The organism is Methylorubrum extorquens (assembly GCF_024169925.1).
GTDB classification, from domain to species: Bacteria; Pseudomonadota; Alphaproteobacteria; order Rhizobiales; family Beijerinckiaceae; genus Methylobacterium; species Methylobacterium extorquens_A.
Genome location: NZ_JALJXF010000001.1, coordinates 1,445,903 through 1,472,867 on the forward strand (window position 1 = coordinate 1,445,903; position 26,965 = coordinate 1,472,867).

A 26,965-nucleotide genomic window follows, 5' to 3' on the forward strand; every position below is an offset into this window, starting at 1 on the left:
AATGTTTCATGAAAGACCTTCTCACCTTCGGCCAGATGCTCTCGGTCCATGCGCGGTTGGCGCCTGAGCGCATGGGCGCGCGGGACCTTGAGCGCGCCATGAGCTTCCGGCTGTGGAACGAGCGCTCCTGCCGGCTCGCCAACGCGCTGCTCGGCCTTGGTCTCGAGAAGGGCGATCGCGTCGCGGTGCTGGCCTACAACTGTGTCGAGTGGGCCGAGATCTACGCCGCCACCGCCAAGGCCGGGCTCGTCTCCGTGCCGATCAACTTCCGCCTCGTCGGCAAGGAAGTGCGCTTCATCATCGAGAACGCCGAGGCCGCAGCCCTCATCGTCCAGGATGAACTCGCCGGCCTCATCGAGGAGATCCGCGCCGAGCTCTCGATCCCCGACGCCAACGTCATCCATTTCGGGACCGCGTCCTGCCCGGCGGGCTTTCGCGATTACGAGGATCTCTTAGGCCAGGGCAGCGCCGCGGAGCCCGATGTCGCGGTCGCGGCGGCCGATCCGTGGATGCTGATGTACACCTCCGGCACCACCGGCAACCCGAAGGGTGCGATCCGCAGCCATCGCGGCGCCAGCAACCTCTCGCTCTGCACCGAGATCGAACTCGGCATCCACCGCAACGACGGCGCGCTGCTCGTCATGCCGATGTGCCACGCCAACTCGCTCTATTTCTTCGGCGCCTTCAGCTATTGCGGCGGCGGCATCTCGATCTATTCGCGCAAGAGCTTCGATCCGGAGCACTGCCTCAAAACGCTGGCCGAGGGTAGCGCGACCTTCACCTCGCTGGTGCCGACCCATTACATCATGATGCTGGGACTCTCCGGCGGCGTGCGCGAGCGCTACAACCTCGACCACGTCACCAAGCTGATGATCTCCTCCGCGCCCGCGCGCCAGGAGACGAAGCGCGCCGTGATGGAGCTGTTCCCGAATTCCGGCCTGTACGAACTCTACGGCGCCACCGAAGTCGGCTGGGCGACCATGCTCCACCCGAAGGAGCAGTTCACCAAGCTCGGCTCGGTCGGACGCGAATGCGTCGGCTCGGCGCCGATCAAGATCCTCGACGAGGCTGGCAACGAGGTGCCGGACGGCGAGCCGGGCGAACTCTACTGCTCCAACCCCTACTTGTTCGACGGATACTGGAAGCTGCCGGAAAAGACCCGCGAGGCGTTCCGCGGCGAGTACTGCACGGTGGGCGACATGGCCCGCCGGGACGCCGACGGCTTCATCCAGCTCGTCGATCGCAAGAGCAACATGATTATCTCGGGCGGCGAGAACGTCTACCCGTCCGAGGTCGAGTCGGCGCTCGGCCGCCACCCGGCGGTGCGGGACGTCGCCGTGATCGGTCTGCCCGATGCCAAATGGGGCGAGCGCGTCCACGCAGCTGTGGTGCTCCACGACGGAGCCGAACTCGACGGCAAGGCGCTGATCGATTGGAGCAAGGATCATCTCGCCGGCTACAAGCGGCCCCGCACCTGCTCCTTCGTTCATCACGACGACGTGCCGCGCAACGCCACGGGCAAGGTGCTGCATCGCGTGCTGAAGGCCCAGGTCATGGAGGAGGAGGCGCGCGCCGCTTCCCAAAAGGCCGCCGGTTGAGGGCGCGCCGCGCTGACGGGCAACGCCATGGCTTTTCCGCCGACAGCACGAACGGGACCGCCGCCCTCGCGGGCCGGCGCTTCCTTGCGTGTGGGCATGTACGGGAGCGTTTATGCAGGCGGTCCTGAACGCGGCACTGCCGCTCTTCGGGCTGATCCTGACGGGCTATCTCTGCGGCCTGTTCCGGGTGTTCTCGAAGGCGGCGGCCGACAGCCTCAACGCCTTCGTCATCACGCTGGCCCTGCCGGCCCTCGTCTTCGTGGCCATGGCCCGGATGACGCCAGAGCAACTCGGGCATCTCGGCTTCATGATGGCCTATGGCGGATGCGTCCTCGTCAACTCGATGCTCGGCTTCTGGTTGAGCCGGCGCCGGGGGGAGTCGATCGCCGACGCGACCATGACGGGGCTCAACGCGAGCTACAGCAATGTCGGCTTCATGGGCCTGCCGCTCTGCCTGATCGTGTTCGGGGCGGAAGGGCTGCCGCCCGCGGTCGTAGCGACCCTATTCACCGCCTGCATCCACTTCCTCGCCGCGATCGTGATGATCGAAGCGGATCTGAAGAAGGGCGTGAGCCTCGGCCGCCGCTTGGGGGACGTCGGGTTCTCGCTCCTGCGCAACCCGCTCTTCCTCGCGCCGATCGCAGGCCTCGGCGTCGGCCTGTCCGGCCTCGGTCTCGCCCTGCCGGTGGCGCGCTTCGGCGAGTTGCTCGGCGCGGCGGCCGCACCCTGCGCGCTGATCTGCATCGGCCTCGTGCTAGCGCAGGAGACGCTCGACGTTCGCGAATTGCCGCGGATCGGCGTGCTCGTCGCCCTCAAGCTGCTGCTGCAGCCGGCGCTGGCGGCGCTGCTCGTCTTCCACGTCTTCGCGATGCCGCCGATCTGGGCGAGCGTCGCGGTCATCCTCAGCGCTCTGCCGACCGGGCCCGGCGCCTTCTCGCTCGCCAAGGCCTACGGCCTTCAGCCCGCCGCGACCTCGGGGGTGATCCTCGTCTCGCATGTCGTCTCGGTGGTCACGCTCTCCCTCGTCCTCGCCTGGCTCGTCTGAGCCGGCGCCCCGCGTCGTCCAAAACAAGCTGCAAGACAAACTGAAGCCGGAGGTTACGCCCCATGGTCAGCCCCATCCTCGGCCCGATGCCCATCAGCACCGACAGCGTCGCCGCGGTGGTCGCGCGCTCCCTGAAGGCGCGCGGCGTCGATCGGGTCTTCGCGCTCTGCGGCGGGCACATCATGGCCCTGTGGATGCGCCTCGACGCCGAGGGCATCCGCATCATCGACGTGCGCGACGAGCGCGCCGCCGTGCATATGGCCCAGGCGCATGCGGAGGTGACCGGCGGGCTCGGGGTCGCCCTCGTCACCGCCGGCCCCGGCATGACCAACGCCATCACCGGCATCGCCAACGCCCACGTCTCCCGCGCGCCGGTGCTGGTCCTGTCGGGCACCAACACCCGGCCGCAGGAGAACCGCGGCGGGTTGCAGGATCTCGACCATACGCATCTGGTGCGCACCATCACCCGCTACGCCCGCACCGTGCGCGAGCCGGCGCTGGCGCTGGCCGAACTCGACGAGGCGATCGCACGGGCGCTGGGGGAGGGCGGTGAGCCCGGCCCCTCCTACATCGACTTCCCCGCCGACACGATGCGCGGCCTCGTGCCGAAGCCCTTGCAGATGGCCGAGCATCTCGAATCGAAGCCCCGCGTCGCGGTACGGCCCGATCCCGAGCGGATCGCGGCGGCGGTCGATCTCCTTTGGTCGGCCCAGCGCGTCCTCGTCATCTCAGGCCGCGGTGCCCGCGGTGCCGGCCCCGAACTCGTGACGCTGCTCGACCGCCTCGGCGCGGTCTATCTCGATACCGGCGAGAGCCGCGGCCTCGTGCCCGACGCCCACCCTTCCGTCGTCGGCGCCATGCGCGGCGCGGTGATGACCGACGCAGACGTGGTCCTCACCGTCGGCCGCCGGCTCGACTTCCAACTCGCCTTCGGTTCGCCCGCGATTTTCGGCAACGCGAAGTTCGTGCGTCTGGCCGACACCCCGGCAGAGCTACGCGACAACCGCCGCGGCGCCGTCGAAATCCTGTCCGACGCCGCCGCCGCCCTGAGGGCCATCGTCGAGACCGCGGGCAACCGCGAGAGCGGCGTCGACCGCGAATGGGCGGGCAAGCTCCGCGCCGGCCACGAGCAGCGCGCTTCCAAGCTCAAGCAGACCATGGCCACCGCCCCCGCCGGCTCGGACGGGCGCTTGCATCCGAACCGTGTCATCGCCGCGCTTCAGGAGGCGATCGACGACAACTCCATCGTCGTCACCGATGGCGGCGATTTCCTCAGCTTTGCCCGCATCGGCCTCTCGGCGCCGATCATGCTCGATCCCGGCCCGTTCGGCTGCATCGGTGTCGGCGTGCCCTACGGCATCGCCGCGAGCCTCGCACATCCCGACCGCACCACGCTGGTGGCGACCGGCGACGGCTCCTTCGGCTTCAACGCGATCGAACTCGACACCGCCGCCCGGCACAAGGCGCCGGTCCTGATCGTCGTGGCCAATAACGGTGCGTGGCAGATCGAGGTCCACGACCAGACCGTCACCCATGGCCGGGTGATCGGCACCAAGCTCGCCTTCAGCGACTACGCGGCGATGGCTCGCGCGCTCGGCATGCACGGCGAACGGGTCGAGACCGAAGCGGAACTCGGGCCGGCGATTCAGCGCGCACTCGCCAACCGCCCCGCGCTGCTCGACGTAGTGGTCACGCCCGAGGCCGTCTCCTCCGACGCCAAGACGGGGCTGGCCTGGGTGCCGGACCTCCAGCCGCTCGCCGCCTGGGACGAGGCCGAGCGCAAGTGGCGCGCGGGCGAAGCGTGATGAGCGCCGCCCTCCCGCTCCCCGTGCAAGGAGAACCGCACCTGTTCGAGGCTGGCCTCGAGCGCCGCGCGGCGAATTACGTGCCGCTGACGCCCGCGAGCTTCCTAGCGAACGCCGCCGCCTCCTACGGCGGCAAGGTCGCGGTGATCGACGGTGCGCGGCGGCTCACCTACCGCGAGCTCGACACCCGCTGCCGACGCCTCGCCTCGGCCCTGCGGGGGAGGGGTGTCAGCCCTCTCGACACCGTGGCGATCCTCGCCCTGAACACGCCCGAGATGATCGAGGCGCATTACGCCGTCCCGATGGCGGGCGCCGTGCTCAACCCCCTCAACACCCGCCTCGACGCGGCGACCATCGCCTTCTCGCTCGACCACGGCCGGGCCCGCGTGCTCCTCGTCGACGGCGAACTAGCGCCGCTGGCGCGAGAGGCGTTGCGACTCGTGCACAACCGCCCCCTCGTCATCGATATCGCAGCGCCCGGCGGGGAGGGCACCGCGATCGGCGACCTCGCCTACGAGGCGCTGCTCGAAGAGGGCAACCCGGACTTGGCCTGGGAGGGGCCGCCGGACGAGTGGCAGTCCCTCTGCCTGCTCTACACCTCGGGCACCACCGGCGATCCGAAGGGCGTCGTCTACAGCCACCGCGGCGCCTACCTGCAGGCGCTCGGCAACGCGGTCACCTTCGGGCTCAACCCCGACAGCGTCTATCTCTGGACGCTGCCGATGTTCCACTGCAACGGCTGGTCCTATCCGTGGGCGGTCGTGGCGGCTGGCGGCACCCAGGTCTGCCTGCGCAAGGTCGAGCCGGCAGCGATCTTCCGGCTCATCGCCGAGCACCGGGTCACGCATCTGTGCGGCGCGCCGATCGTGCTCTCGATGATCGCCCACGCGCCGCGAGAGGTGCGGGTGCCGTTCTCGCACGCGGTGGTGCGCTGCGCGACCGGGGGCGCCGCGCCCTCCTCGACGATCCTGCGCACCATGGAGGAGCTGGGTTTCAAGGTCACCCATCTCTACGGCGCCACCGAGTGCTACGGCCCCGGCACCGCCTCGCTGTTTCAGCCCAGTTGGGCGGCACTTCCGACCGAGGCACGCTACGCCCGCATGGCCCGCCAGGGCGTAGCGCTGACGACGCTAGGCTCCGTGATGGTCGCCGACCCGGAGACGATGCAGCCCGTCCCGCAGGACGGCGCGACGCTCGGCGAGATCATGATGCGCGGTAACACCGTGATGAAGGGCTATCTCGCCAACCCGGCAGCGACTGCGGATACGCTCGCGGACGGCTGGTACCGCACCGGCGATCTCGCCGTCTGGCACGCCGACGGGGCGGTCGAGATCAAGGACCGCTCGAAGGACATCATCATCTCCGGCGGCGAGAATATCTCCAGCCTGGAACTGGAGGAGGTGCTGACCCGCCACCCCGCCGTGATGCTGGCCGCCGTCGTCGCCCGGCCCGACGCGACCTGGGGCGAGACGCCCTGCGCCTTCCTCGAACTCAAGCCCGGCGCGGACACCCCCACGGACGAAGAGGTGATCGCCTTCTGCCGGGAGCGGATGGCGCGGTTCAAAGTGCCCAAGGCGGTAGTGTTCGGGCCGCTGCCGAAGACCTCGACGGGCAAGATCCAGAAGTTCGTCCTCCGCGAGCAGGCGCGATCGCTATGACAGGCACCCGGACAGGCACCCGAGAGAACGGTCCGGACGGGACCGGCACGCAAGCGTCCGGCGGGTCCGACCCGTTCGGGATGTTCGGCGCCTCGCTCAACGCCTCGATGGAGGCGATGACCGCGTGGTCGCGAACGTGGCAATCGCTGCTGGAAGCGCGCGGCGGCCCCTCCGCCTCGCTGATGATGGGGGCGCTCGCCGACCCGACGCAGGGGCTCCAGAGCGTGGCGCCACTGATGGAGGAGTTCCGGCGGGCACTGGCGCTGCCGCGCTTCGCCGACCTGCCGGCTCCGAACGGCGCGCTGCTGCCCTCGCCCGAAGCTGCCGTCGATTTGATGATGCTCGTTCAGCAATACCTCGCGGCGGTGATGCCGGTCTGGGTCAAGGCCGGCGAGAACTTCCAGGCCGAGGTCGAGGCGCTCCGGGCCCGCGGCGAGACCGCCGACCTTCTGGCCGACGGCATGGACATCTGGAATGGCGTGCTCGACCGCACCTTGATGGAGTTCAACCGCTCCCAGGATTTCGCTGCCCTACAGCAGCGGATGCTGAGGCTGGCGATGCAGCAGCGCCAGGATCTGCGCCGCCGCGCCGAGATGGCGGCGGAGGCGATCGACATGCCGACCCGCACCGAGATGCTCGACGTCTACGCCCGGCTGCATGGCCTGATGCGCGAGGTGCACAGCCTACGTCGCGAGGTGCGGGCGCTGAAGGCAGGGGGCGCCAGCAGCGCCGACCACGCTGCGCCGGACGCTCCTTGAGTTTCGTGAAACCGCACGGGTTACGAGGAGGCTGGCATGGCGCAGGGCGCATCCATTCCGGGACTGAAGGAACTGGCGGAGTTCTCCCAGCGGGCGGCGACGGCAGCGGCGCAGCTCGGCGCGATCCGCGACGAAGATGTCGACGTCGCCGCCACACCGCGGGAGAAGATCGCGCAGATCAACGGGCGCACGCTCTACCGGATCGCGGCCGGCACGCCGAGCCGGGTCGAGACACCGATCCTCGTGCTCTACGCCATGGTCGGAAGCTGGCAGATCCTCGACCTGCAGCCGGACCGCTCGTTCCTGCGCAGCCTCGCCGAGGCCGGCAGCACGGTCTACGTCGTCGATTGGGGCCACCCGACGCCGGCCGACCAGTTCGACGATTTCAGCGACCTCGTCGACATCTACATCGATGGTTTCGTCGAGGCGATCCGCGACCGGCACGGCATCGAGCAGGTCAACCTGCTCGGCATCTGCCAGGGCGGGGTGCTGTCGCTCTGTTACAGCGCCCTGCACGGCGAGAAGATCCGCAACCTCATCACCTGCGTCACGCCCGTCGATTTCCACGCCGACCGCTGCAACGAGCAGGTTGAGCGCGGTTTCATGAATGTCTGGACCCGCAATCTGGAGGCGCGGGACATCGACCGGATGATCGACACCATCGGCAACGTGCCCGGTGGCGTCGGTGGGGTGCTGTTCTCGATGATGACACCGTTCCGCAGCCTCGCGAAGTACAACCTCACCCTGATGGAGGCGGGGCAGGACCGCGACAAGCTGCTGAATTTCCTGCGCATGGAGAAGTGGCTCGCCGACCGGCCGGACCATACCGGCGCCTCGGCCCGGCAATGGCTGAAGGATCTCTACCAGGACAACCGACTCTATAGCGGCACCTTCGAGATCGGCGGCCGGACGGTGGATCTGGGGGCAATCACCATGCCGGTGCTCAACTTCTACACCGAGACCGACCACATCATCCCGGCCCCCGCCAGCAAGGCGATGGCCCAGGTGATCGGCGCGAAGGACTACACCGAGGCCCCGATCACCGGGGGCCATATCGGCGTGTTCGTCAGCCGCGGCCAAGCCAAGTTCAGCGACCGCATCCTCGGCTGGTTGGAGACCCGCTGAGACGGCACCGGGTGAGGGCCCGTCTTACCGCCGGCAGCCGTTCCTCCGGACCTCCCGTATCGCTTTCGCTGAGGTCGCTCAGGCGCGGAAGTTTTCGACGAAACCAATCTCGATCCGATGCAGAGGCCGGCAGTGCGGAGCCTCTGCTCCAACAGCGCCTGAACCGGCGAGAAGAGAAGCGGGAGAACACCATGAAGCGCACGACACTCATCGCCGCCCTGGCCGGATTCGCGGTTTGCAGCGGCACCGTCGCCCAGGCGCAAGGCACCGGGGGCGGCCCTGCCACCGATCCGACGGCCAATGGCGGCAACACCATCGTCAACCAGGGCGCCGGTTCGGGCACCGGAACGACGGACCGCGAGCGAGGAACGACCATAGGCACCCCGACAGCCGATCCGACCGAGAACGGCGGCAACGCGGTTATCAACAAGGGCGCCGGATCGGGCACGGGAACGGAGAAGCCGGCCAACACGGCCCGGTGAGGCGAGCCGATCCTCGGTATCTTCGTCCGGCGCGGTCCAATCGCACCCGAGCCCCGTCGCGGCCGAACAAGGCCGCGCGGCGGGGCTCGGCCAAGGAGAGCCGGTTACGCGGCGCCGGGCTTTGCGGCGTCCTTGGCCGCCGGCTTCCAGATCTCCGCCGCGACGGCGGCCGTCCCGAGCAGGGCCTCGTGCAATCCGGCGTCGCCGTCGTGCGAACCGGCGCGAATCGCGGCGACCAGCGCCCTCAACGGATCGGCGCCGGCTTGTGTGAGCGGGGCGAGCGCCCGCTCCCAACTGCTCGCCGTCGCCTCGGCGCTTTCGATTTCGCGCATGGCGATGCCGATGGCGTTGGCGACCATGAGGGTAACGTAGCGCTGGCGTCCCGTCAGCGTGGGGGCGACCTCGTCGAGGAGAGCGCGGCGGGCCACGTCGAGCAGGGCGGCCCCGGAGGGGTGATCGGGGAGGATGGGGCGCATGGTCAGGCGGTCCAGTGAGCCGGTGCGGTGTCGCGCAGGATGCTGCGCTCCAATTCGGGGGTGAGGCGGCCGGTCAGCGCCAGTTCCAAGGAAGGCTCGGCCCCGGAGATGTGACGGTAGCCCTGTTCGAGGGCGATGACGGCCCAGCGCAGATGCGCCATGACCTCCCAGTAGCGCACGGCCCCCGCATCGATGCGCCGTCCGCTCTCGGCCTCGTAGCCGCGGTAGAAGGCGGCGCGCGAGCCGATGCCGCCGGCCTCCAGCTTGGGCCGACCGAAGCGCCAGCACTCGGCGCAAAACCAGCCGATATCCTCCATCGGGTCGCCCCAGCCGGAGAATTCCCAATCGAGAATCGCGGTCAGCCCGTGGGCATCGACCATGTAGTTGCCGGTGCGGAAGTCGCGGTGAACCAGGGTCGGCTCGGCGCAGGCCGGTGCGTGGCGCTCGGCCCAGCGCAGGCCCCACTCGACCGCGGGCCGCGGAGCGCGGATCGCGTCGAGGGTGGCGCGCATGGTGGCAATTCCGGCCAGCGCCGGGTCGGAGGCCGGCGCGTCGAGGAAGGCGAGGTCGCCATCCGGCGCACCGCGCAGAACTCCATGGATCTTGGCGAGTTCGCGCCCGAGATCCTCGGCCAGCGCCTCCCGGTCGCCGCCGAGGCTCAGATCCTTGGCGACGCGGGGGCCGAGGCCGACGCCCTCCACCAGCCCCATCACCGCGAACGGCGCGCCGATCACGCCGGCATCGTGGCAGAAGCCGACGGGCTCGGGCACGCGCACGCCGGCCCGCCACGCCGCCGACATGATGGCGAATTCTTCCGCGCGCGGTCGGCTCGACGCGATCGTCGCGGCCGAGTCCTTGCGCAGCACGAACCTGCGCGCGTCACCGCGCAGGGCGCAGCGCAACATCCAGTTCTCCTGGATCGAGCCGCCGCTCAGCGTCTCCATGCCCTCGATCGTGAGATCGGGCGCTTCCAGGCGCGCACGGAGCCAGTCGCGCAGAGCGACCCTTTGATGCTCGTCCATCATCTCTAAAGGCTCGATACGAGGTGGCCGCCATCGACGGCGATGATGCTGCCGGTCATGTAGCTGCCGGCATCGGAGGCCATGAGGAGAAGGGCGCCGTCGAGTTCGCCCGCGGCGCCGAGGCGGCGCTGGGGCACTCGTTTCATGAGCGCCTTGCCGGCCTCTGATTCGAAGAAGGCGTCGTTCAGCTCGGTCTGGATGTAGCCGGGGGCGAGCGCATTCACGCGGATGCCGTGGCGTGCCCATTCGAGGGCGAGCGCCTTGGTGAGCTGCACAACGCCCGCCTTCGACACGGTGTAGGGCGCGACCGCCCCGGCCACCCGCAGGCCGAGGATCGAGGCGACGTTGACGACGCTGCCGCCGGTGCCGTGCCGGACCATCCGCTTGGCGGTGGCCTGCGCGGCGAGCCAGACGCCCTTGAGGTTGGTGTCGATCACGCCGTCCCAGTCCGCCTCGTCGAGGTCGAGGGCGGGCCGCGTCACCGTCACGCCGGCATTGTTGATCAGCACCGCGACCGGGCCGAACCGCTCCTCGGCGGCATCCAGCGCCCGCTCGATACTGCCTGCATCGGTCACGTCCATGACGACGGCGTGCGCCTGGCCGCCCTCGGCCTCGACGTGCGCGACGGTCTCGGCCAGCGCCTCAGCCCGGCGCGCGCCGAGCGTCAGCCGCGCCCCGGCCCGCGCCAGCGTGCCCGCGAAGTGCCGCCCGAGGCCGCTCGAGGCGCCGGTCACGAGTACGTGCCGACCGGTGAGATCGAACAATCCGCTCAAGGTCCCCTCCCTCGCCCCGATCCGCCCGGGATCTGGCGTCCCGTTCGGGCGGCGCTTCAGTTCGTGCGTTCGACCGCCAGCGCGATGCCTTGGCCGCCGCCGATGCACATGGTCACGAGGCCGAAGCGGCCCTGGATGCGGGCCAATTCGTAGAGTGCCTTGACCGTGATGATCGCCCCGGTGGCGCCGATCGGGTGGCCGAGGGCGATGGCGCCGCCGTTCGGGTTCACCCGCGAGGGGTCGAGGTCGAGCGCCTGGGACACGGCGCAGGCCTGGGACGCGAAGGCCTCGTTCGATTCGATCACGTCGAAATCGGCGGCGCGCAGACCGGTGCGCTCCATCAGGCGGCGCACCGCGGGCACCGGGCCCATCCCCATCTCGTCGGGGGCGACGCCGGCATGGGCGTAGCCGACGATGCGGGCCAGCGGCGTGCGGCCTTCGGCCTTGGCGCGGGCCTCGCTCATCAGCACCAGCGCGGCGGCGCCGTCGTTGAGGCCCGAGGCGTTGCCGGCGGTGACCGAGCCGTCCTTGCGGAAAGCCGGGCGCAGCTTGCCCAGATCCGCCTCGGTCGTCGCCTTCGGGTGCTCGTCGGTGTCGAAGGCGACCGTCTGGCGCTTCACCTGCACCTCGACCGGCAGGATCTGGTCGCGGAAGCGGCCCGCCTCGATCGCGGCCCCAGCGCGGGCCTGGCTCTGCGCCGCAAAAGCGTCCTGCGCCTCGCGCGAGATGCCGTAGCGGGTCGCGACGTTCTCGGCGGTGATGCCCATGTGGCCAGCGCCGAAGGGATCGCTCAGCACGCCGATCATGTAATCGACGGCCGTGACGTCGCCCATCTTCTGGCCGAAGCGGGCGGCGGAGAGGTGATGGGGTGAACGGCTCATGCTCTCGGCCCCGCCCGCGACCGCGACCTCGGCATCGCCGAGAAAGATCGATTGGGCGGCCGAGACGATCGCCTGCAGGCCGCTGCCGCAGAGGCGGTTGACCGCCATGGCGGGCGTTTCCTTGGGAATGCCGGCCTCCATTGCCGCCACCCGCGGCAGGTAGGCATCGCGCGGCTCGGTCGGGATCACGTGGCCGAACACGACATGGCCGACGCTCTCAGCCGCGACCGCGCCGCGCCGCAGCGCTTCGGCGACACAGAGAGCTCCGAGTTGGGCCGGCGGCACGGCGGCGAGCGACCCACCGAAGGTGCCGATGGCGGTGCGCACACCGGAAACGATCACGACCCCGTCAGACATCTTTGTTCCGCTTCTTGTATCGGCAGGAGGGCAGGGCAGGTGGGGGGCGTCGGTCAGGCGCGATGCCCGATGGATTCACCCTCGACCGGCCAGCGCCAGAAGGCGTCGCCCTCGGCCTCCAGGTTGCGGTTGAGCACCATCTTGTGGACCTCGTCGGCGCCATCGACGAGCCGTGCCTGCCGGGCGTAGCGGTAGATCCACTCCAGCACGGTGTCCTGCGAGTAGCCGCGCGCACCGTTGATCTGGATCGCGGTGTCGGCCGCGGCGTGCACGAGATTGGCGACGTGGACCTTCGCCATCGAGATTTCCTTGCGGGCGAAGCTTCCCTGGTCGAGCGCCCAGGCCGCCTTCATGACGAGAAGACGCCCGATCTCGATGCGCATGGCGAGATCGCCGAGCATGAGTTGGATGCTCTCACGGTCGGCGAGCCTCACGCCGAAGCCCTCGCGCTGCGCGGCGTAGTCGCGGGCAATCTCGACGCAGCGCTTCGACAGGCCGAGCCAGCGCATGCAATGGGTCAGCCGCGCCGGTCCGAGCCGGATCTGCGTCAGCTTGAGGCCATCGCCCTCCTTCAGGAGCACGTTCTCGGCCGGCACTTCGAGGCCCTCGAAGGCGATCTCGCAGTGACCGCCATGCTCCTCCGGCCCCATGATCCCGATGCGGCGCACGATGTGCCAGCCCGGCTGGTCGCGGTGGAACAAGAAGGCGGTGAGCCCCTTGCGCGCATCATCGGAGGTGCGCGCGATGACGATGAAGTGCGCCGCGTCCTCCGCGCCGGTGATGAACCACTTGCGGCCGTTGATGACGTAGCGGTCGCCGCGCCGCTCGGCATAGGTGCGGATCATCGAGGGGTCGGACCCGCCACCGGGATGCGGCTCGGTCATCGCGAAGGCCGAGCGGACCTCGCCGCGCACGATCGGGTCGAGCCAGCGGCTCTTCTGGGCCGGGGTGGCCGCGGCTTCGAGCACCATCATGTTGCCGTCGTCGGGAGCGGCCGAGTTGAACACGACGGGTCCGAAGATCGATCGGTTCATCGCCTCGTAGCAGACCGCCATCCCGGCCTTGCCAAGCCCCATGCCGCCGGTCTCCTCCTTGAGCTGAAGGCACCACAGGCCCTGCTCGCGGGCGAGGCCACGCAGGCGCTGCAGGGCATCGGCGGCGATGTTGCCGTGCCCGTCGTAAGAGGCCGGATCACGCTCGAGCGGCAGGATCTCCGCATCGACGAAGGCGGCGATCCGGGCGCGAAACGCCTCCACGCGGGGGGTGATGGTGAAATCCATGCCGGTTGGCCTCTCGGGGCGTCGTCGCCGCCGAAAATCGAGCGAGCGCTCGTTTTTTACTGCCTGGATTCCGGCTTGGCAACCGGTTATGGCTGGCCGACAGCCTCACGAGACCGGCATTCGCCCTCGACCGTTTCCGAGACGCGCCGCCCCCTGCGGCTGACATGTGCAATTGACGCCCGGAAACGGTGCGCGATGATCGAGCGATGAGATCCGCCCAAGCGCTTCAATCCCCGACCCATGCCCGCGATGCCTATTCCACGGAGGCGATCTGCGCGCGCATCCTCGAGCGCCATCGGGATCGGGTCAGCGTGCGCAAGCCGCACCTGGCCACCGCCAACCTCGCCAAGATCATCGAGGCGGTGCTGAGGCTGTCGAGCCGGCAGGGTTTTCACGAGACGAGCCTGCGCGACCTTGCCAAGGATTCCGGCCTGAGCATGGGCGGGCTCTACTCGTACTTCGACAACAAGAACACGCTGCTGGTGATGATCCTGACGGAAGTCGCCGAGACCGTCGAGGCGGTTTTGCGCGACGTGCCCGAAGGGTTGCCTGAGAAGCCAGTGGAGCACCTGCGCTGGCTCATCGAGACGCATATCCGCCTCACGGAAGCGATGCAGCCCTGGTTCGTTTTCGCCTACATGGAAGCCAAGGGGTTTCCGGCTCCGGCCCGCAACCTCGCCACGGAGAGCGAGCTCACCACCGAGCGGATCTTTTCGGACGTGCTGGACCGGGGCGTCGCGCAAGGAGCGTTCGCGATCGAGAACGTGACGCTGACGGCATCCCTGATCAAGCCGCTGCTGCAGGACTGGTACGTGAAGCGTGCCAAGTACCGGAAGCGCGGCACGCCGATCCAGACCTACATCGACGGCGTCATCACCTTCGTTGAGCGCGCGATCGTCAAGGCTTGACGAAACGCGTGGTCGCCCGCCGTCGCGGGTGACGGGCTCGGCGCGCCGGCCGAGCCGATCGAACGACGCGAGGCGGTGCCCAAACGGGGGAACGAGCCGCCCGAGGGAGGAGAGCGACGATGAACACCGGCACCCGCAACGCGCGGAGGATGCTCCTGTGACCCGCGCGATCGTCTTGCGCGAGCCCGGCGGCCCCGAAGCCCTGCGCCTCGAAAAGGTCGAGATCGGCCCGCCCGGCCCCGGTGAGATCCGCCTCCGACAGACGGCGATCGGCGTGAACTTCCACGATTGCTACGTCCGGTCGGGCCTCTACCAGACTCTGCCGCTGCCCGGCATTCCAGGCATCGAGGCGGTGGGCCAGGTCGAGGCCGTCGGCGACGGCGTCGAGGGGCTCGTGCCGGGCCAGCGCGTCGGCTATGTCAGCCGTGGCTACGGGGCCTATGCCGAGGCCCGGCTGTTGCCGGCTGATCTGGCGGTACCGCTTCCCGATACATTGAGCGACGAGGCAGCGGCCTCGATCCTGCTGAAGGGTCTGACCGCCTGCATGCTGCTGCGGCGCGTCCACCGGGTCTCGGCCGGGGAGACAATCCTCGTCCACGCGGCCGCAGGCGGCGTCGGGCAGTTGCTCTGCGCTTGGGGCCGGCATCTCGGCGCGCGGGTGATCGGCACGGTCGGCAGCCGCGAGAAGGCGGAGGTCGCGACCCGCGCGGGCGCGGACCACGTCATCCTCTACCGGGAGGAAGACTTTTCCGCCCGCGTGCGCGCGATCACGGGCGGGGAGGGAGTGGCGGCCGCCTACGACGCGGTCGGCCGCGACACCATTCTCGGCTCGCTCGAAAGCCTCGGCTTCCTCGGCACGCTGGTGAATTACGGCCAGGCCTCGGGCCCGGTCGAGCCGCTGTCGCCCTCGGCGCTGGCCGCCAAGTCGAACGCGCTGGTGCGGCCGATCGTGTTCCACCACCTGCGCGCCCGGGCCTCGCTCGATGCGATGGCAGGCGAGCTTTTCGCGGCAATCGCGGCCGGGATCATCCGGCCGGAGACCTTCCTCGCGCTGCTGCTGGATCAGGCCGGCGAGAGCCACCGCATCCTGGAGGCCCGCCGCACCACCGGGGCGGTCATCCTCATCCCCTGATCCCGTCACGAAGCACGGTCCGACTGATCGCCATGACCCGTACCATCACCACCGTCGAGGATCTGCGCGTGCTCGCCGAGAGGCGCGTGCCGCGCATGTTCTACGACTACGCCGATTCCGGCTCGTGGACCGAATCGACCTACCGGGCGAACGAGGCCGACTTCGCAGCGATCAAGCTGCGCCAGCGCGTGGCGGTCGACATGTCGAACCGCTCGCTCGCCACGACCATGGTCGGACAGCCGGTATCGATGCCGGTGGCGCTCGCCCCCTGCGGCATCGTCGGGATGCAACGGGCCGACGGCGAGATCCTGGCGGCCCGCGCCGCGGCCAAGGCCGCCGTGCCGTTCACGCTCTCGACCATGAGCATCTGCTCGATCGAGGACGTGGCGGAGGCGGTGGATCAGCCGTTCTGGTTCCAGCTCTACTTCCTGCGCGACCGCAGCTTCAACGACCGGCTGATCGACCGTGCCCGTGCCGCGGGCTGCACCGCGCTGGTTCTGACCCTCGACCTTCAGATCATGGGCCAGCGCCACAAGGATATCCGCAACGGCCTCTCGGCCCCGCCGAAGCCGACGTTGGCCACCCTCGCCAATCTGATGACCAAGCCGCGCTGGTGTCTCAGCATGCTCGGCACCAAGCGGCGCTCCCTGCGCAACGTCGTCGGCCATGCCGAGGGGGTGCGCGACACGCGCTCGATCTCGTCCTGGACTACGGAGCAGTTCGACCCGCGCCTGAGCTGGGACGACGTCCGCCGCATCCAGGATCGCTGGAAGGGCCCGCTGATCCTGAAGGGCATCCTCGATCCCGAGGACGCGGCCGCGGCCGTCAACACCGGCGCGGAGGCGCTCATCGTCTCGAACCATGGCGGACGTCAGCTCGACGGGGCGATCTCCTCGATCGCGGCGCTTCCCGAGATCGTGGCCGAGGTCGGCCACCGCACCGAGGTCTTCATGGACGGCGGCATCCGCTCGGGCCAGGACGTCATCAAGGCGGTCGCCCTCGGCGCCAAGGGCGTCTTCATCGGTCGCCCCTACGTCTACGGCGTCGGGGCTTTGGGCGAGCGCGGCGTCACGCACTGCCTCGACATCATCCGCAAGGAGCTCGACATGACGATGGCCTTCTGCGGACGGCGCGACATCCGCACTGTCGATGGCGATATTCTCCACCGTCCGCGCGGGTCATCGCCGCAGCCGGGCCTCGTCGAGCGCCGCCCGCGCCCGCTCGGTCCGGCGCGCCAAGCGGGCTGAGGCGGGAACGACGAGAAAGGACGGATCATGACACTCTATCGGTTGGGTGAGCACGCCCCGCACATCGCGGACGCGAACCGGGTCTGGATCGCGCCGGGCACTCACGTCATCGGCCGTGTACGCATCGGCCTCGATGTCGGCATCTGGTTCGGGGCGGTGATCCGCGGCGATAACGATCCGATCGCGATTGGCGACCGCACCAACATCCAGGACGGGGCGGTGCTGCACGCCGACCCCGGCTTTCCGCTCACGATCGGGGAGGGCGTCACCATCGGGCACGGCGCCATCGTCCACGGCTGCACGATCGGCGACGACACATTGATCGGCATGGGCGCCACAGTGCTCAACGGGGCCCGGATCGGCCGGGGCTGCATCGTCGGCGCGAACGCCCTCGTCCGTGAGGGCGCCGAGTTTCCCGACGGCAGTCTCATCGTCGGAGTGCCCGCCAAAGCGGTCCCGGCCAGGGAGATGGACATCACCGCGATGACGCGGATGGCGGCCGAGCAGTATGTCGGCAACGGCAAGCGGTTCCTGAGAGAGTTGGAGCCAGTTGTGCCGGAACGTTCTTGAGTCGCCGCCGACGCAGCGGCCAGCGCGATCAGAGGCGGTTAGCAGAACAGAGCTTCGGGGGCGTGTCGAAGATCAAAGAACCGGCTCTGAGCCGGAGGCTATGACTGTCATCGGGAACAGATGAGGCGCCTGTCAGTTGCCGCTTCGACTGCCAGCGGGAGTTCTGCCATCATGTTGCAATCGGCTCGGGCCCTGATCATCTGTGCCTTGCTTGGTGGAGCGGCTCTTCCCAGCAGTGCGGCGGCCTTGCCGAACGCACGCGATGCCGGATTGACGAACGTCTCCAGAACGACGCAGGTCCGTGATCAGCGGAAGTATCGTAGGGCCCATAGGACTCCACAACGCGTCATGGGCCTAAAGCCCGGACCCGACCCGCGCCGTGGCCGCCTTCTGCGCCTTCCGCGTTAAGCCCATTCATCGATGGCACTAGGTGTTTGATCCCAGGGTTCGATGGTGCACTTTTCACGTCGGAGTGGAGGGACGCGCAACAGGCCAGGTTCTTCACGGCAGCGCTACAACGAAGGCGGCGATCCGTCGAGCGGCCAGCATCGTCAAGCGAGCCTAAGGGCGCTCTCGAAGCGCCATGGGATCAACCAAAAGACGGTCCCCAAGTGGAGGCAGCGGAGCTCGGTCGCCGACCAGCGCACGGGGCCGAAGGATCCGCATTCAACCGTGCTGTCACCCGAGGACGAGGCGGTGGTGGTCGCCTTTCGTCGCCACACGCTCCTGCCGCAGGACGACTGCCTCTACGCGCTCCAGGCCACGATCCCGCACCTGACCCGTTCGTCGCTGCATCGCTGCCTACAGCGCCACGCTATCAGCCGATGGCACCCCTTAGAGCCGTATCCGACCTGATTGCATCAGGCCGGCGTCTCTCGATCCTTGTTTTGACGCGCACTCTTTCGACGAACCGGTTTCCACTTCGTCGGAATGCGCTCTAACCACGCCCGGCAACGTCGCTTCGGCCGCTTCCATTATCAGGGAGGCGATTGCAGCCGGCGAGACGTTCCGCGCTCGCAGCTTCGAGTCCGCCTGCGCCCGCAACACTATCGTCCATCGCCTCACCAAGCCGCGGCACCCCTGGACGAATGGGCAAGTCGAGCGGATGAACCGCACGATCAAGGACGCGACGGTCAAGCGCTATCATTACGATCGCCACGCACAGCTTCAGGCCATCTGGCCGACTTCGTCAGCGCCTACAACTTTGGCCGCCGCCTGAAGACCCTGCGGGGCCACACGCCCTATGAAGCCATCTGCGAGGCAGGGTCTGCTGACCCAGGCAAATTCAGGTCAGACCCGCTCCACCGAATGCCGGGACCAAACAGTGAGACGACGCTGCTTCCTCTCATCATGGCATGACCAGATCGCATCAACCACCGGTCTCCGACATGCGTCGGGCGAGGTTAGGGGGTGCGCCATGGCGAAAGACGAAATCGTGGCCCTTCGGCTTTCGGCCGATGGCCTGATCGATCAGGCTTACGACAGCGTCATCCGCGCCGGCGGTCCGCAGCATCGTCCGCAGGTCGGTGGCGTCGTCTTGGCCTAGGCAGCTATGCAGGATACCGGCCGCGGTGACCCGCACCCGATTGCAATCCGCGCAGAAATTGTGAGTGTGCGGCGTGATGAAACCTATCAGACCGCCCGTCTCGGCGACCCGCGCGTAGCGGGCTGGGCCGCCGCTGCGCATAGAAAGGTCGGAGAGGGTCCAGCGCTCCGCGATCCGCTGCCGCAGGAGGTCGAGGGGCAAGTATTGATCGAGCCGGTCGACGCCGACATCGCCCAGCGGCATGGTCTCGATCAGGCTGAGCGCCATGTCCCGGCCGTGGGCGAAGGCGATGAGATCGTGGATCTCCTGCTCGGTCCCGTCCTTCAGCGCCACCACGTTGAGCTTGACCGTGAGCCCCGCCGCTTGGGCCGCCGCGATCCCGTGCAGCACCTTGGCGAGCGAGCCGCCGCGGGTCAGCACTCGGAACCGCTCGGAGTCGAGGGTGTCGAGCGAGACGTTGATCCGGCGCACCCCCGCCCGGGCCAAGTCCTCCGCGAAGCGGGCGAGCTGCGTTCCGTTGGTGGTGAGGGTGAGTTCGCGCAGCGCGCCGGTGCGCAGCGGCTCGGAGAGCGCCGCGAACAGGTCGAGGATGCCCGGTCGCACCAGCGGCTCGCCGCCGGTGATGCGCAGCTTGTCGATGCCGCGGGCGATGAACAGCCGGGCCAGCCGTGTCAGTTCCTCCAGGCTCAGGATGTCCCGCCGGGGGCGGAAGCTCATATCCTCCGACATGCAGTAGACGCAGCGCAGGTCGCACCGGTCGGTGACCGAGAGGCGCAGATAGGTCACACGCCGTCCGAAGCCGTCGATGAGCCCACAGGCTGGGGCCGCCCCCTGCGACGCCATCAGGCCGCCTCGCCGGCGACCGCGAGCATCTCGGCGCGCGTGACGAATTTTTCGCGCGGTTTGCCGACCGACTGTCCGCGCGCGGTCTCAGCGGCCTCGATCCGGCGCCATGCGGCGTAGTCGATGGTGTGCCCGGTCCGCTCCGCCAGGCTGGCCACCAGAGCGTCCGCACTCCCGACTGGAAACGGGAGGGTCGCGAGGTCGGCGAGCACAGCCGCCGCCGTTTCCACGCCGCAGGCGCGGTTGGTCCCGATCGTGCCGTGCGGACCGCGCTTGCTCCAGCCGCAGGTATAGAGGCCCGGCACCGGCACGCCGTCCGTCACGATCCGGCCACCGAGATTGGCATGAACGCCCGCCTGCGCGTCGTAAGGGATTCCCGCCACCGGCGCGGTCCGGCGCCCGATGCTGGCGACGACAAGTCCGCATTCGAGGGCGAGCGTCCGGTCAGAGTCGGGCCGGCGCAGATGCAGGCGTTCGACCCGGTCTTCCCCCGCCAAGCGGACAGGCTCCAGGCCGAAGCGGATCAGGCATCGCCGCCGCTTGCCCGAACCGCCGTGGGCCTCGGAGAAGCCGCGCAGGATAGCCGCATTGGCGCGCGCCTCCGCGCCGGCTTCCACCGGCGGTTCCGGAACGCCGCCGGGCAGGTCGTCGGAATCGAGCCCGGTGGCGCAATCGGCGAGCGCGCCGAATTCGCCGAGTTCCTTCGGGGAGAAGCGCGCGCGGGCGACCCCGCCGCGCCCGACGATCTGCACCTCGCGGATTCGGCTCTCCGCGAGGGCGTCCAGCGCGTGGGCGGCGATGTCGGTGTGGCGCAATTCGTCGGGGGTCTTGAGGAGGATGCGGGCGACATCGAGGGCGACGTTGCCATGCCCGATCACCACCGCCCGCTCCGCCGAGAGGTCGAAGGACAGACCGGCCGCGTCGGGATGGCCGTTGTACCAGCCGATGAAGGCACCCGCCTGATGGCTTCCGGCCAGATCCTCGCCGGGAATGCCCATCCGCCGGTCGAGGGACGCGCCGTTGGCCAGGATGACGGCATGGTAGCAGGCCCTCAACTCGGGAACGCTCACATCGGCACCGACCTCGATCCCGCCTACGAAGCGGAAACCGGGCAGGCCGGCGATCCGGTCGAACACCGTGGTCACCTGCTTCAGCTTCGGATGGTCCGGCGCGACGCCGAACCGGACGAGCCCGAACGGGGCGGGCAGACGCTCGAACAGGTCCACCGCCACAGGCGTGCCCGAGCGCAGCAGCGCCTCGGCCGCGTAGAACCCGGCCGGCCCGCTCCCGACCACTGCGATGCGATGCGGCGCGCTCATGAGGCCAGCCGCCTGGCCTGTTCGTCGGCGCCGGGCAGCGGCGGGATCTTGGCGGCGATCACCGGGGTCTCGGCCGCCCGCAGGCGGTTGATCTCGACCCATTCGCCCTTGCCGACCGGCATCTGCCAGGACGGGTGGATCGCGCCGACTGGGCAGATCGGCGCGCAGCCGCCGCAATCGATGCAATTCTCGGGGTCGATATAGGTCATCTGCTCGTCGAGATGGAAGCATTCGACCGGACAGACGGTGACGCATTCCGTGTAGCGACACCCGCGACACGCATCCGTAACGACATAAGCCATGTCTGTTTCACCTACGCTGTTCCAAGGGGGAGCGGGGCCGTCAGGCCGCGGCCACGTCCACGAGCATGTCGGAGAAGGTCGGGGCGCGGCCGAGATCGGCGAAAGCCGGCGGCGTCAGGGCGTGGACGGTGGGTCCGCGCTGGTTGGAGCGCTGCCAGAAGCCCGCTGGCGCGACCACGACGCCCCGCATCACGTCAGCCGAGAGGGTCGCGAAGGCCTCGAACGCGCCCCGCTCGTTGAACACGCGGATCGGGGTTCCAGCAGCGATGCCGCGCGGCCCGGCATCCTCCGGGTGCAGCAGCACCGCCTGCTGCTCGCCCGCCTGCGCCACCTGGGCCGGCAGGTTGCCGTAGTTCGAGTTCAGGAATGCGTGGCTTTTCGGCGAGATCAGGCTCAAGGGGAAGCGCTTGGCCAGGGCTGGCGCGGTGCGCGGGCTCTCGTTCGGGGGCAGGTAGTGCGGCAGCGGATCGACCGGTTCGCCCGCCTGATCGCCGCCATAGCCCTGGCGGAATAGCGGGGCGACGAAGTTGCCGCCCGCGGCCAGGCTCGACTTGAACTCGCATTTGCCGGATGCGGTCGGAAAGTTGCCATCGCGATGGGGCGCCCAGGAATCGGCCGCGTCCATCGTCAGGCGCATGTAGCCCTTCTGCTTCAGCTCATCGAGGGTGATGCCGGCCAGCACCGGGCTCGACCAGTCCATCGAGTCCGCGATCATCGCGTCGTCGGAGCGGAAGAAGAACGGATCCTCTATGTCCATGGCCCTGGCGAGCCGGCGGAACAGCTCGGTGTTCGGAACCGCCTCGCCGAGGGGAGCGATGGCCGGGTTGTTGTAGGACAGGTAGAGGTGCCCCCAGGAGAACATGATGTCCGCCTGTTCGAGCTGGGTGGTGGCCGGCAACACGATGTCGGCATAGCGCGCCGTGTCGGTCAGGAAGTGCTCGCTCACCACCGTGAACAGATCCTCGCGCGCCAGACCGCGCTCGATCGTCTGCTGCTGCGAGACCATCGCCATCGGGTTGGCGTTGTAGACGAACAGGGCGCGGATCGGCGGATCGAGGGGCATCTCGCCGGCGAGTGCCGGGCCGAGCGTCCAGGAATTGATCACCCGCATGGTCTCGGGCTGGAGGTCCGGCCGCATCAGGCCGGGCCAGTTCACCGGGAAGGCCCAGATCGGCAATTGCAGCAGGCCGCCGCCCACATGCTTCCAGGCCCCGATCAGCGCCGGCAGACAGGCGATCGCCCGAACGGTCTGGCCGCCGCCCGCGTGGCGCTCCACCGCCACGCCGATCCGCACCACCGCCGGGGGCGTCTTGGCGTATTCGCGGGTCAGCTTGAGGATATCCTCGACGGGGATGCCGGTCTCGGCCGAGGCGAATTCCGGGGTGTAGGCCTCGCACCGCTCGGCGAGCTCGTCGAAGCCGATCGTGTGCTTATCGATGTAGTCGCGGTCGGTGAGCCCTTCCTTGATGATGATGTGCATCATCGCGAGCGCCAGCGCCCCGTCGGTGCCGGGGCGGATGGGGATGTGCCAGTCGGCCAGCCGCGCCGTGCGCGTGCGAACCGGATCGATCACCACCAGCTTGGCGCCGTTGCGCTTGGCCTGCTCGATGAACGGCCAATGGTGCGAGTTGGTGCTGAGCGTGTTGCAGGCCCACAGGATGATGTACTTCGAATGGACGAAGCTCTCGGGATCGACCCCCGGCGTATGGCCGATCGTCATCATGTAGGCGGTGCATGAGCCGGAATCGCAGAAAGTGCGCTCGCAGACGCTGGCGCCGAGCTTGTTGAACAGCGGATCGCCGACATTGAGACCGTTGATGATGCCCTGGGTGCCGAGATAGCTGTAGGGCAGGATCGCCTGCGCCCCGCTCTCGGCGATGATCGCCTTCCAGCGGCCGGCGATCTCGTCCAGAGCCTCGTCCCAGGTGATCCGCGCGAACTGACCGCTGCCCTTCGGGCCGACGCGCTTCATCGGATAGAGCAGGCGCTGGTCGCTGTAGACCCGGTTCTGGTAGTCGTTGACCTTCACGCAGAGGCGCCCCTTGGTGAAGGGATGGTCCGGATTGCCCCGCACCGCGATCGCCTTGCCATCCTCGACCGTCGTCAGGATCGAGCAGGTGTCGGGGCAATCGTGCGGGCATGCGCCGATGACGACTTCGCGGGCCATATCCACTCTCCGGCTGACCAGTTTTTGAACAGGAGGAGAGCCTGCCAACAAACGAGGCAACGGGCTTTATCGCGGCCTGCGCCTTCGTGTTCCTGAAGTGCGGTCCTGTGCCCGAAGGAGCGGAGTGCTTCGGTTCCGCGCGCCGACGATGCCTTGGCGCGGGATGTGCTTGTCGATTGGAATCGTTCGAGCTTTTGGAGGAGGGAATCAGGCATGCTGGGGCATTCGGTCGACAAGTACGTGACCGGACGGCTGCTCGACACGTCGAACCGCCTGCGCTGGTCGCACCTGCATGCTGAGCGCTGGAGCCATATGCCCGGCGAATTGCCGGCCCTCACCCCGCGCGACACCGAGATCGCCATCCTGCTGCGCGGCCGGACCTTCGTCGAACGGGTCGGCAGTGGCCGGCGCCAGCAGACCCACGGCCATCGCGGCACGGTCTGGCTGTGCCCGGCCGGGATCGAAGAGGAATACGTCAACATCTCCGATCCGATGATCGACTGCCTGCACATCTTCCTGCCGGGCCGTCCGTTCACGGAGACGCTGCTGCGCGACCTCGACATCGACCCGGCCCGGGTCGAGCTGCGTTATGAGGTCATCGCGCAGGATCCCTTCATCGAGCTCGTCGCGGGACGGATCATCGAGGAGCTGGAGGACGAGACCGCGGCCGGGCGGCTTCTCATCGAATCACTGGGTGTCGCGCTCGCCGCCCATCTCGTGCACCGCTATTCGGCCGCAAACGTTCAGGCGAAGGAGAGCGCCGATAAGCCGCTCGACCGGCGGCGCCTGGAACGGGTGGAGGATTTCATCGCGGCCCATCTGTTCGACGATTTCGCGGTGGCTGACCTCGCGGCCGTCGCCTGCATGAGCGTCGCCCACTTCACCCGCAGCTTCCGCGCGGCGACGGGACGGACACCCTACGAGTATGTGAGCGGGCGCCGGCTCGATCTCGCCAAGCACCGGCTGCTAACCGAGGATACCCAAATCGCCGAGATCGCGGCAGCGACCGGCTTCTCGTCGCAAGCGAACTTCACCCGCGCCTTCCGCAACACGATGGGCGTGACCCCAGCCCAGTTGCGCGCCTCCGCCCAAAGATAGGCTTCGCGCCTCGCGCCGTAGCAGCGTCCGCCGGACGGTGGATGCACGATGCCGTTCGTCCCCGCCTAGAGCATCGTCCTGGATATCGGATCCAGGACGATGCTCTAGGCTTCTGTTTTTGCATCATCTTTTTCCGAAAGCCGGAAGCCACCTTTCGGGATGATGCTCTAAGAAACGGACTGCCCGTCGCCGACGGCCCTCGTGCGCCCCGTCCGTGCGAAGGTCGGCCACCGATGATCGGACCGCCGTGGCGGTCGATCCGCGACCGAGCCGGCGGCTTCCGCAGGAATCGAACAGCGAAAGATGTTTGCGGATAACGACCCCGGGCGGAAAATCCGGGAGCTTCCTCTCAAGAAATCCCCGAGATCAGAACCGGGGCGAGGGGTGCATGATGAATGTCAGATTTGGACTAGGCCTGATTTCGGTCATTCTCGGGGCGAGCCTGAGCTTCAGCGCCGAGGCACTTGAGGTCAACCCGGGCGATTACGAGCAGTTTCCGTCCGGAGCGACGATCGGATTGCTCTACTATCAGCACGGGCACGGGGACGAGGCCTACGCGCGAGGGACCAAGACCACATCCGATGCGAAACTCGATACGAATGTCGGCGTCATCCGCCTCCTGCACGTCTATGAAATCGCCCCAGGCGTAACGGTCGACCCGCAATTCCTCTTGCCCGTGGGCGCGATCTCCACCGGCGGCGTGCTGGCCCCCCTCGGATCGCCGGGCGGCGTCGGCGACATCATCCTGGCGGCCCCGTTCAAGTTCAAGCTCGACACCGCGTTCAACGACGTCTTCGCCATAACTCCGTATCTCATCGCGCCGACCGGGACTTACGACGCGACCCAGCCGCTGAACTTCGGCGCCAATCGCTGGCAGGGCGTCATCCAGGCGGCCTACGTCAAACACTTCGATCCGGTGTGGTCGCTCGACCTGATCGGCGACGTCGCCTTCTACTCGGACAATGCCCGCTACAACCTCGGCGGCATCGGGCGGCTGTCGCAGGATCCGCAATTCGAGGTGCAGGCCTATCTGCGTTACAAGATCGACCCGGCCCTGGAGGTCGGGGGCGGCCTGGGCGGCAGGATCGGCGGCAAGCAATCCTTCCAGCAGGTCTCGCTGCGAAACGACCAGGGCACGACGTATGGCCGTCTCGCGGTCGCCTACTTCCCGGAGCCGACCTTCCAGATCCAGGCCATGATCGGGCGGGATCTCACCGTTGAGAACGGGACCAAGCAAGCGACCTTCGTCCAGCTGCGGCTTGCCAAGATCTTTCCTTAGTAATTGGCTGCCGTCCGGCGAGCGGCATGAGATTTCTCGGGTTGCCCGTGTTGAGACGGCAAAATCCAATTTCCCGCAGTCCACTCATTAAAGCGGGTGGACGGCTTTCGGCCAGGTTCAGTCGTTCGTCGATGTTTGGCTCACTATCCGCTTCCGAGAATCGCGTCAGGGAACCGGAACGACTGGGTTGGGTCGACACCGGACGGTCAGCCCGTTGGCGCTAAATGTCCGCTACCGGGCCTCGAGCGCACTTCCGCTTGTGGCGCGAAGCAGACGTTCGAAAGATAAGAAAGACCCATAGTCGTTCAACCGTTTCAAACTCATCGGCACTGTCACGTTGGATGACATGAGTGATGCCGAGCATCATGATCGGGTGGGGATAACGAGCGCGTCGTCTTGAAATTCTATTCAGGACGCCGCGCTCGCTTTCCGCTTTGCATCGTCTTTTTCTCGAAATCCGGCAGCCACCTTTGGGATGATGCTCCAGATCATCTTCTGGCTGGACACACGATAGGAAGGTGTGGCGCAATCTACACACTCGCGTGCGGTTGCAGTCCTCCGGACGCTTGTTCGCCTCCCGGGCAAGAGGCGGCATCGTCGGTTTTAGATCGCAACTCAAAGATTTGCGCCGCGATCGCGCTGCAAATTTAGAAGCCATATAAACTACTGGAATGCTTGCATAGTTTTCAAGAAGCTCGTTTGCTCGATCGCAAAGAGATCAGCGGTGATGCGATGATCCGGGCGGTTCGGAGCGGGTGCTATGGAGGCGGTTTCAGTCGATGCGCTGCATCGTAGCGAGGGGGCGGCTCTCCAACGCTACCTGCTGCGCCTGCTAGGCAATCCCGCCGATGCGGCCGATGCCCGTCAGGAGACCTACCTGCGCCTGGTCAGGGCGCTCGGCCGGACCGAGATCGAGCAGCCCCGCGTCTTCCTGTTCTTCGTCGCGCGCAACGTCGCCATCAATCTGGGCAAGCGGCGCCGGATCGAGGCGGAGCTGTTCCGATCGGCCGCCGATCTGAGCTTCACCGAGATCGCCGACGAGCGGGTGCGGATCGAGCAGCAGGTGATCGCGCGCCAGCAGCTTCGCTTGGTCGCCGCCGCCATCGACGAGTTGCCGCCGCGCTGCCGCGAGGCCTTCCTGCTCAGCGCGTTCGACGGGCTCGCCAACGGCGAGATCGCAATCCGTCTCGGGATCAGCCGAAACATGGTCGAGAAGCACCTGATGAAGGCGCTCCTGCATACGCGCCGCACCTGCCGCGAAATTTTCTGAGCCGAAGCGTCAGGAATTCGCCGT

The 26,965-nt window shown here is 68.1% G+C and carries 23 protein-coding genes and 1 pseudogene; 15 read left to right on the forward strand and 9 right to left on the reverse strand.

The features are described 5' to 3' along the window. Nucleotides 1-8 precede the first annotated feature (8 nt). The 7 genes from J2W78_RS06960 to J2W78_RS06990 all read left to right on the forward strand — a co-directional run bounded on the left by J2W78_RS06960 (nt 9) and on the right by J2W78_RS06990 (nt 8,471). Entirely contained in the window at nt 9-1,598 is a 1,590-nt protein-coding gene (locus tag J2W78_RS06960; protein WP_253369202.1) for a class I adenylate-forming enzyme family protein, read from the forward strand. A 112-nt stretch (nt 1,599-1,710) separates the two neighbouring features. Then, nucleotides 1,711-2,643 (forward strand): AEC family transporter, encoded by a 933-nt coding sequence (locus J2W78_RS06965; RefSeq protein ID WP_253369204.1) that lies wholly within the window; start codon nt 1,711-1,713, stop codon nt 2,641-2,643. A 62-nt stretch (nt 2,644-2,705) separates the two neighbouring features. Then, the gene (locus tag J2W78_RS06970) at nt 2,706-4,448 is read left to right on the forward strand and encodes a thiamine pyrophosphate-binding protein (RefSeq protein WP_253369206.1); all 1,743 of its coding nucleotides are present in this window, start codon (nt 2,706-2,708) and stop codon (nt 4,446-4,448) included. Continuing rightward, nucleotides 4,448-6,106, forward strand: a complete 1,659-nt coding sequence (locus J2W78_RS06975) for an AMP-binding protein (protein ID WP_253369208.1) — start codon at nt 4,448-4,450, stop codon at nt 6,104-6,106. Before J2W78_RS06970 ends, J2W78_RS06975 begins: the two co-directional genes overlap by 1 nt. Further along, nucleotides 6,103-6,864: a poly(R)-hydroxyalkanoic acid synthase subunit PhaE gene (locus J2W78_RS06980; protein WP_253369209.1), complete on the forward strand. Its 762-nt coding sequence runs from the start codon at nt 6,103-6,105 to the stop codon at nt 6,862-6,864. The genes J2W78_RS06975 and J2W78_RS06980 overlap by 4 nt, the downstream gene beginning before the upstream one ends. 36 nt (nt 6,865-6,900) lie before the next feature. Next, nucleotides 6,901-7,989: an alpha/beta fold hydrolase gene (locus J2W78_RS06985; protein WP_253369211.1), complete on the forward strand. Its 1,089-nt coding sequence runs from the start codon at nt 6,901-6,903 to the stop codon at nt 7,987-7,989. Between the two features lie 191 nt (nt 7,990-8,180). After that, on the forward strand, nt 8,181-8,471 hold the full coding sequence (locus J2W78_RS06990; protein ID WP_253369213.1) for a hypothetical protein: 291 nt from the start codon (nt 8,181-8,183) through the stop codon (nt 8,469-8,471). Between the two features lie 104 nt (nt 8,472-8,575). On the opposite strand, the gene J2W78_RS06995 is transcribed toward J2W78_RS06990, so the two are convergent. Genes J2W78_RS06995 through J2W78_RS07015 form a run of 5 tightly spaced genes read right to left on the reverse strand, consistent with a single transcriptional unit; the run spans nt 8,576 to nt 13,260 of the window. Beyond that, nucleotides 8,576-8,947 carry a DUF6285 domain-containing protein gene (locus J2W78_RS06995; RefSeq protein ID WP_253369215.1) on the reverse strand — a complete coding sequence of 124 codons (372 nt, stop codon included), beginning with the start codon at nt 8,945-8,947 and terminating at the stop codon, nt 8,576-8,578. 2 nt (nt 8,948-8,949) lie between these two features. Then, complete coding sequence (locus J2W78_RS07000) at nt 8,950-9,972, reverse strand: phosphotransferase family protein (RefSeq protein ID WP_253369217.1); 1,023 nt, start codon at nt 9,970-9,972, stop codon at nt 8,950-8,952. Nucleotides 9,973-9,974: 2 nt separating this feature from the next. Next, the gene (locus tag J2W78_RS07005) at nt 9,975-10,742 is read right to left on the reverse strand and encodes an SDR family NAD(P)-dependent oxidoreductase (protein ID WP_253369220.1); all 768 of its coding nucleotides are present in this window, start codon (nt 10,740-10,742) and stop codon (nt 9,975-9,977) included. Nucleotides 10,743-10,798: 56 nt separating this feature from the next. Beyond that, nucleotides 10,799-11,980, reverse strand: coding sequence for an acetyl-CoA C-acyltransferase family protein (locus tag J2W78_RS07010; protein ID WP_253369222.1), 1,182 nt, complete (start codon nt 11,978-11,980; stop codon nt 10,799-10,801). A 53-nt stretch (nt 11,981-12,033) separates the two neighbouring features. Then, on the reverse strand, nt 12,034-13,260 hold the full coding sequence (locus J2W78_RS07015) for an acyl-CoA dehydrogenase family protein (RefSeq protein WP_253369224.1): 1,227 nt from the start codon (nt 13,258-13,260) through the stop codon (nt 12,034-12,036). Between the two features lie 206 nt (nt 13,261-13,466). Between J2W78_RS07015 and J2W78_RS07020 the strand changes: the two genes are divergently transcribed. From J2W78_RS07020 to J2W78_RS07040, 5 genes and pseudogenes are all read left to right on the forward strand, one after another. Next, complete coding sequence (locus J2W78_RS07020; RefSeq protein WP_253369225.1) at nt 13,467-14,168, forward strand: TetR/AcrR family transcriptional regulator; 702 nt, start codon at nt 13,467-13,469, stop codon at nt 14,166-14,168. A 157-nt stretch (nt 14,169-14,325) separates the two neighbouring features. Beyond that, nucleotides 14,326-15,300 (forward strand): quinone oxidoreductase family protein, encoded by a 975-nt coding sequence (locus J2W78_RS07025; RefSeq protein ID WP_253369227.1) that lies wholly within the window; start codon nt 14,326-14,328, stop codon nt 15,298-15,300. 32 nt (nt 15,301-15,332) lie between these two features. Further along, nucleotides 15,333-16,547 carry an alpha-hydroxy acid oxidase gene (locus tag J2W78_RS07030; RefSeq protein WP_253369229.1) on the forward strand — a complete coding sequence of 405 codons (1,215 nt, stop codon included), beginning with the start codon at nt 15,333-15,335 and terminating at the stop codon, nt 16,545-16,547. Nucleotides 16,548-16,574: 27 nt separating this feature from the next. Next, on the forward strand, nt 16,575-17,117 hold the full coding sequence (locus J2W78_RS07035; protein WP_253369231.1) for a gamma carbonic anhydrase family protein: 543 nt from the start codon (nt 16,575-16,577) through the stop codon (nt 17,115-17,117). 472 nt (nt 17,118-17,589) lie between these two features. Next, nucleotides 17,590-18,476, forward strand: a pseudogene (locus tag J2W78_RS07040) (integrase core domain-containing protein). Between the two features lie 10 nt (nt 18,477-18,486). Here the strand turns inward: J2W78_RS07040 and moaA are convergent. The 4 genes from moaA to J2W78_RS07060 are packed head-to-tail and all read right to left on the reverse strand — an operon-like array spanning nt 18,487 to nt 23,294. Further along, nucleotides 18,487-19,506: a GTP 3',8-cyclase MoaA gene (gene moaA / locus J2W78_RS07045; RefSeq protein WP_253369233.1), complete on the reverse strand. Its 1,020-nt coding sequence runs from the start codon at nt 19,504-19,506 to the stop codon at nt 18,487-18,489. Next, on the reverse strand, nt 19,506-20,825 hold the full coding sequence (locus J2W78_RS07050) for an FAD-dependent oxidoreductase (RefSeq protein WP_253369235.1): 1,320 nt from the start codon (nt 20,823-20,825) through the stop codon (nt 19,506-19,508). Before J2W78_RS07050 ends, moaA begins: the two co-directional genes overlap by 1 nt. Beyond that, the gene (locus tag J2W78_RS07055) at nt 20,822-21,127 is read right to left on the reverse strand and encodes a ferredoxin family protein (protein WP_141952935.1); all 306 of its coding nucleotides are present in this window, start codon (nt 21,125-21,127) and stop codon (nt 20,822-20,824) included. Before J2W78_RS07055 ends, J2W78_RS07050 begins: the two co-directional genes overlap by 4 nt. A gap of 40 nt (nt 21,128-21,167) precedes the next feature. Continuing rightward, nucleotides 21,168-23,294, reverse strand: coding sequence for a molybdopterin-containing oxidoreductase family protein (locus tag J2W78_RS07060; RefSeq protein WP_253369237.1), 2,127 nt, complete (start codon nt 23,292-23,294; stop codon nt 21,168-21,170). Nucleotides 23,295-23,507: 213 nt separating this feature from the next. Between J2W78_RS07060 and J2W78_RS07065 the strand changes: the two genes are divergently transcribed. The 3 genes from J2W78_RS07065 to J2W78_RS07075 all read left to right on the forward strand — a co-directional run bounded on the left by J2W78_RS07065 (nt 23,508) and on the right by J2W78_RS07075 (nt 26,941). Continuing rightward, nucleotides 23,508-24,392, forward strand: a complete 885-nt coding sequence (locus tag J2W78_RS07065) for an AraC family transcriptional regulator (protein WP_253369240.1) — start codon at nt 23,508-23,510, stop codon at nt 24,390-24,392. Nucleotides 24,393-24,639: 247 nt separating this feature from the next. Next, nucleotides 24,640-25,671 (forward strand): transporter, encoded by a 1,032-nt coding sequence (locus J2W78_RS07070; RefSeq protein ID WP_253369242.1) that lies wholly within the window; start codon nt 24,640-24,642, stop codon nt 25,669-25,671. A 760-nt stretch (nt 25,672-26,431) separates the two neighbouring features. After that, on the forward strand, nt 26,432-26,941 hold the full coding sequence (locus J2W78_RS07075; RefSeq protein WP_253369244.1) for an RNA polymerase sigma factor: 510 nt from the start codon (nt 26,432-26,434) through the stop codon (nt 26,939-26,941). The last annotated feature ends 24 nt before the right edge of the window (nt 26,942-26,965 follow it).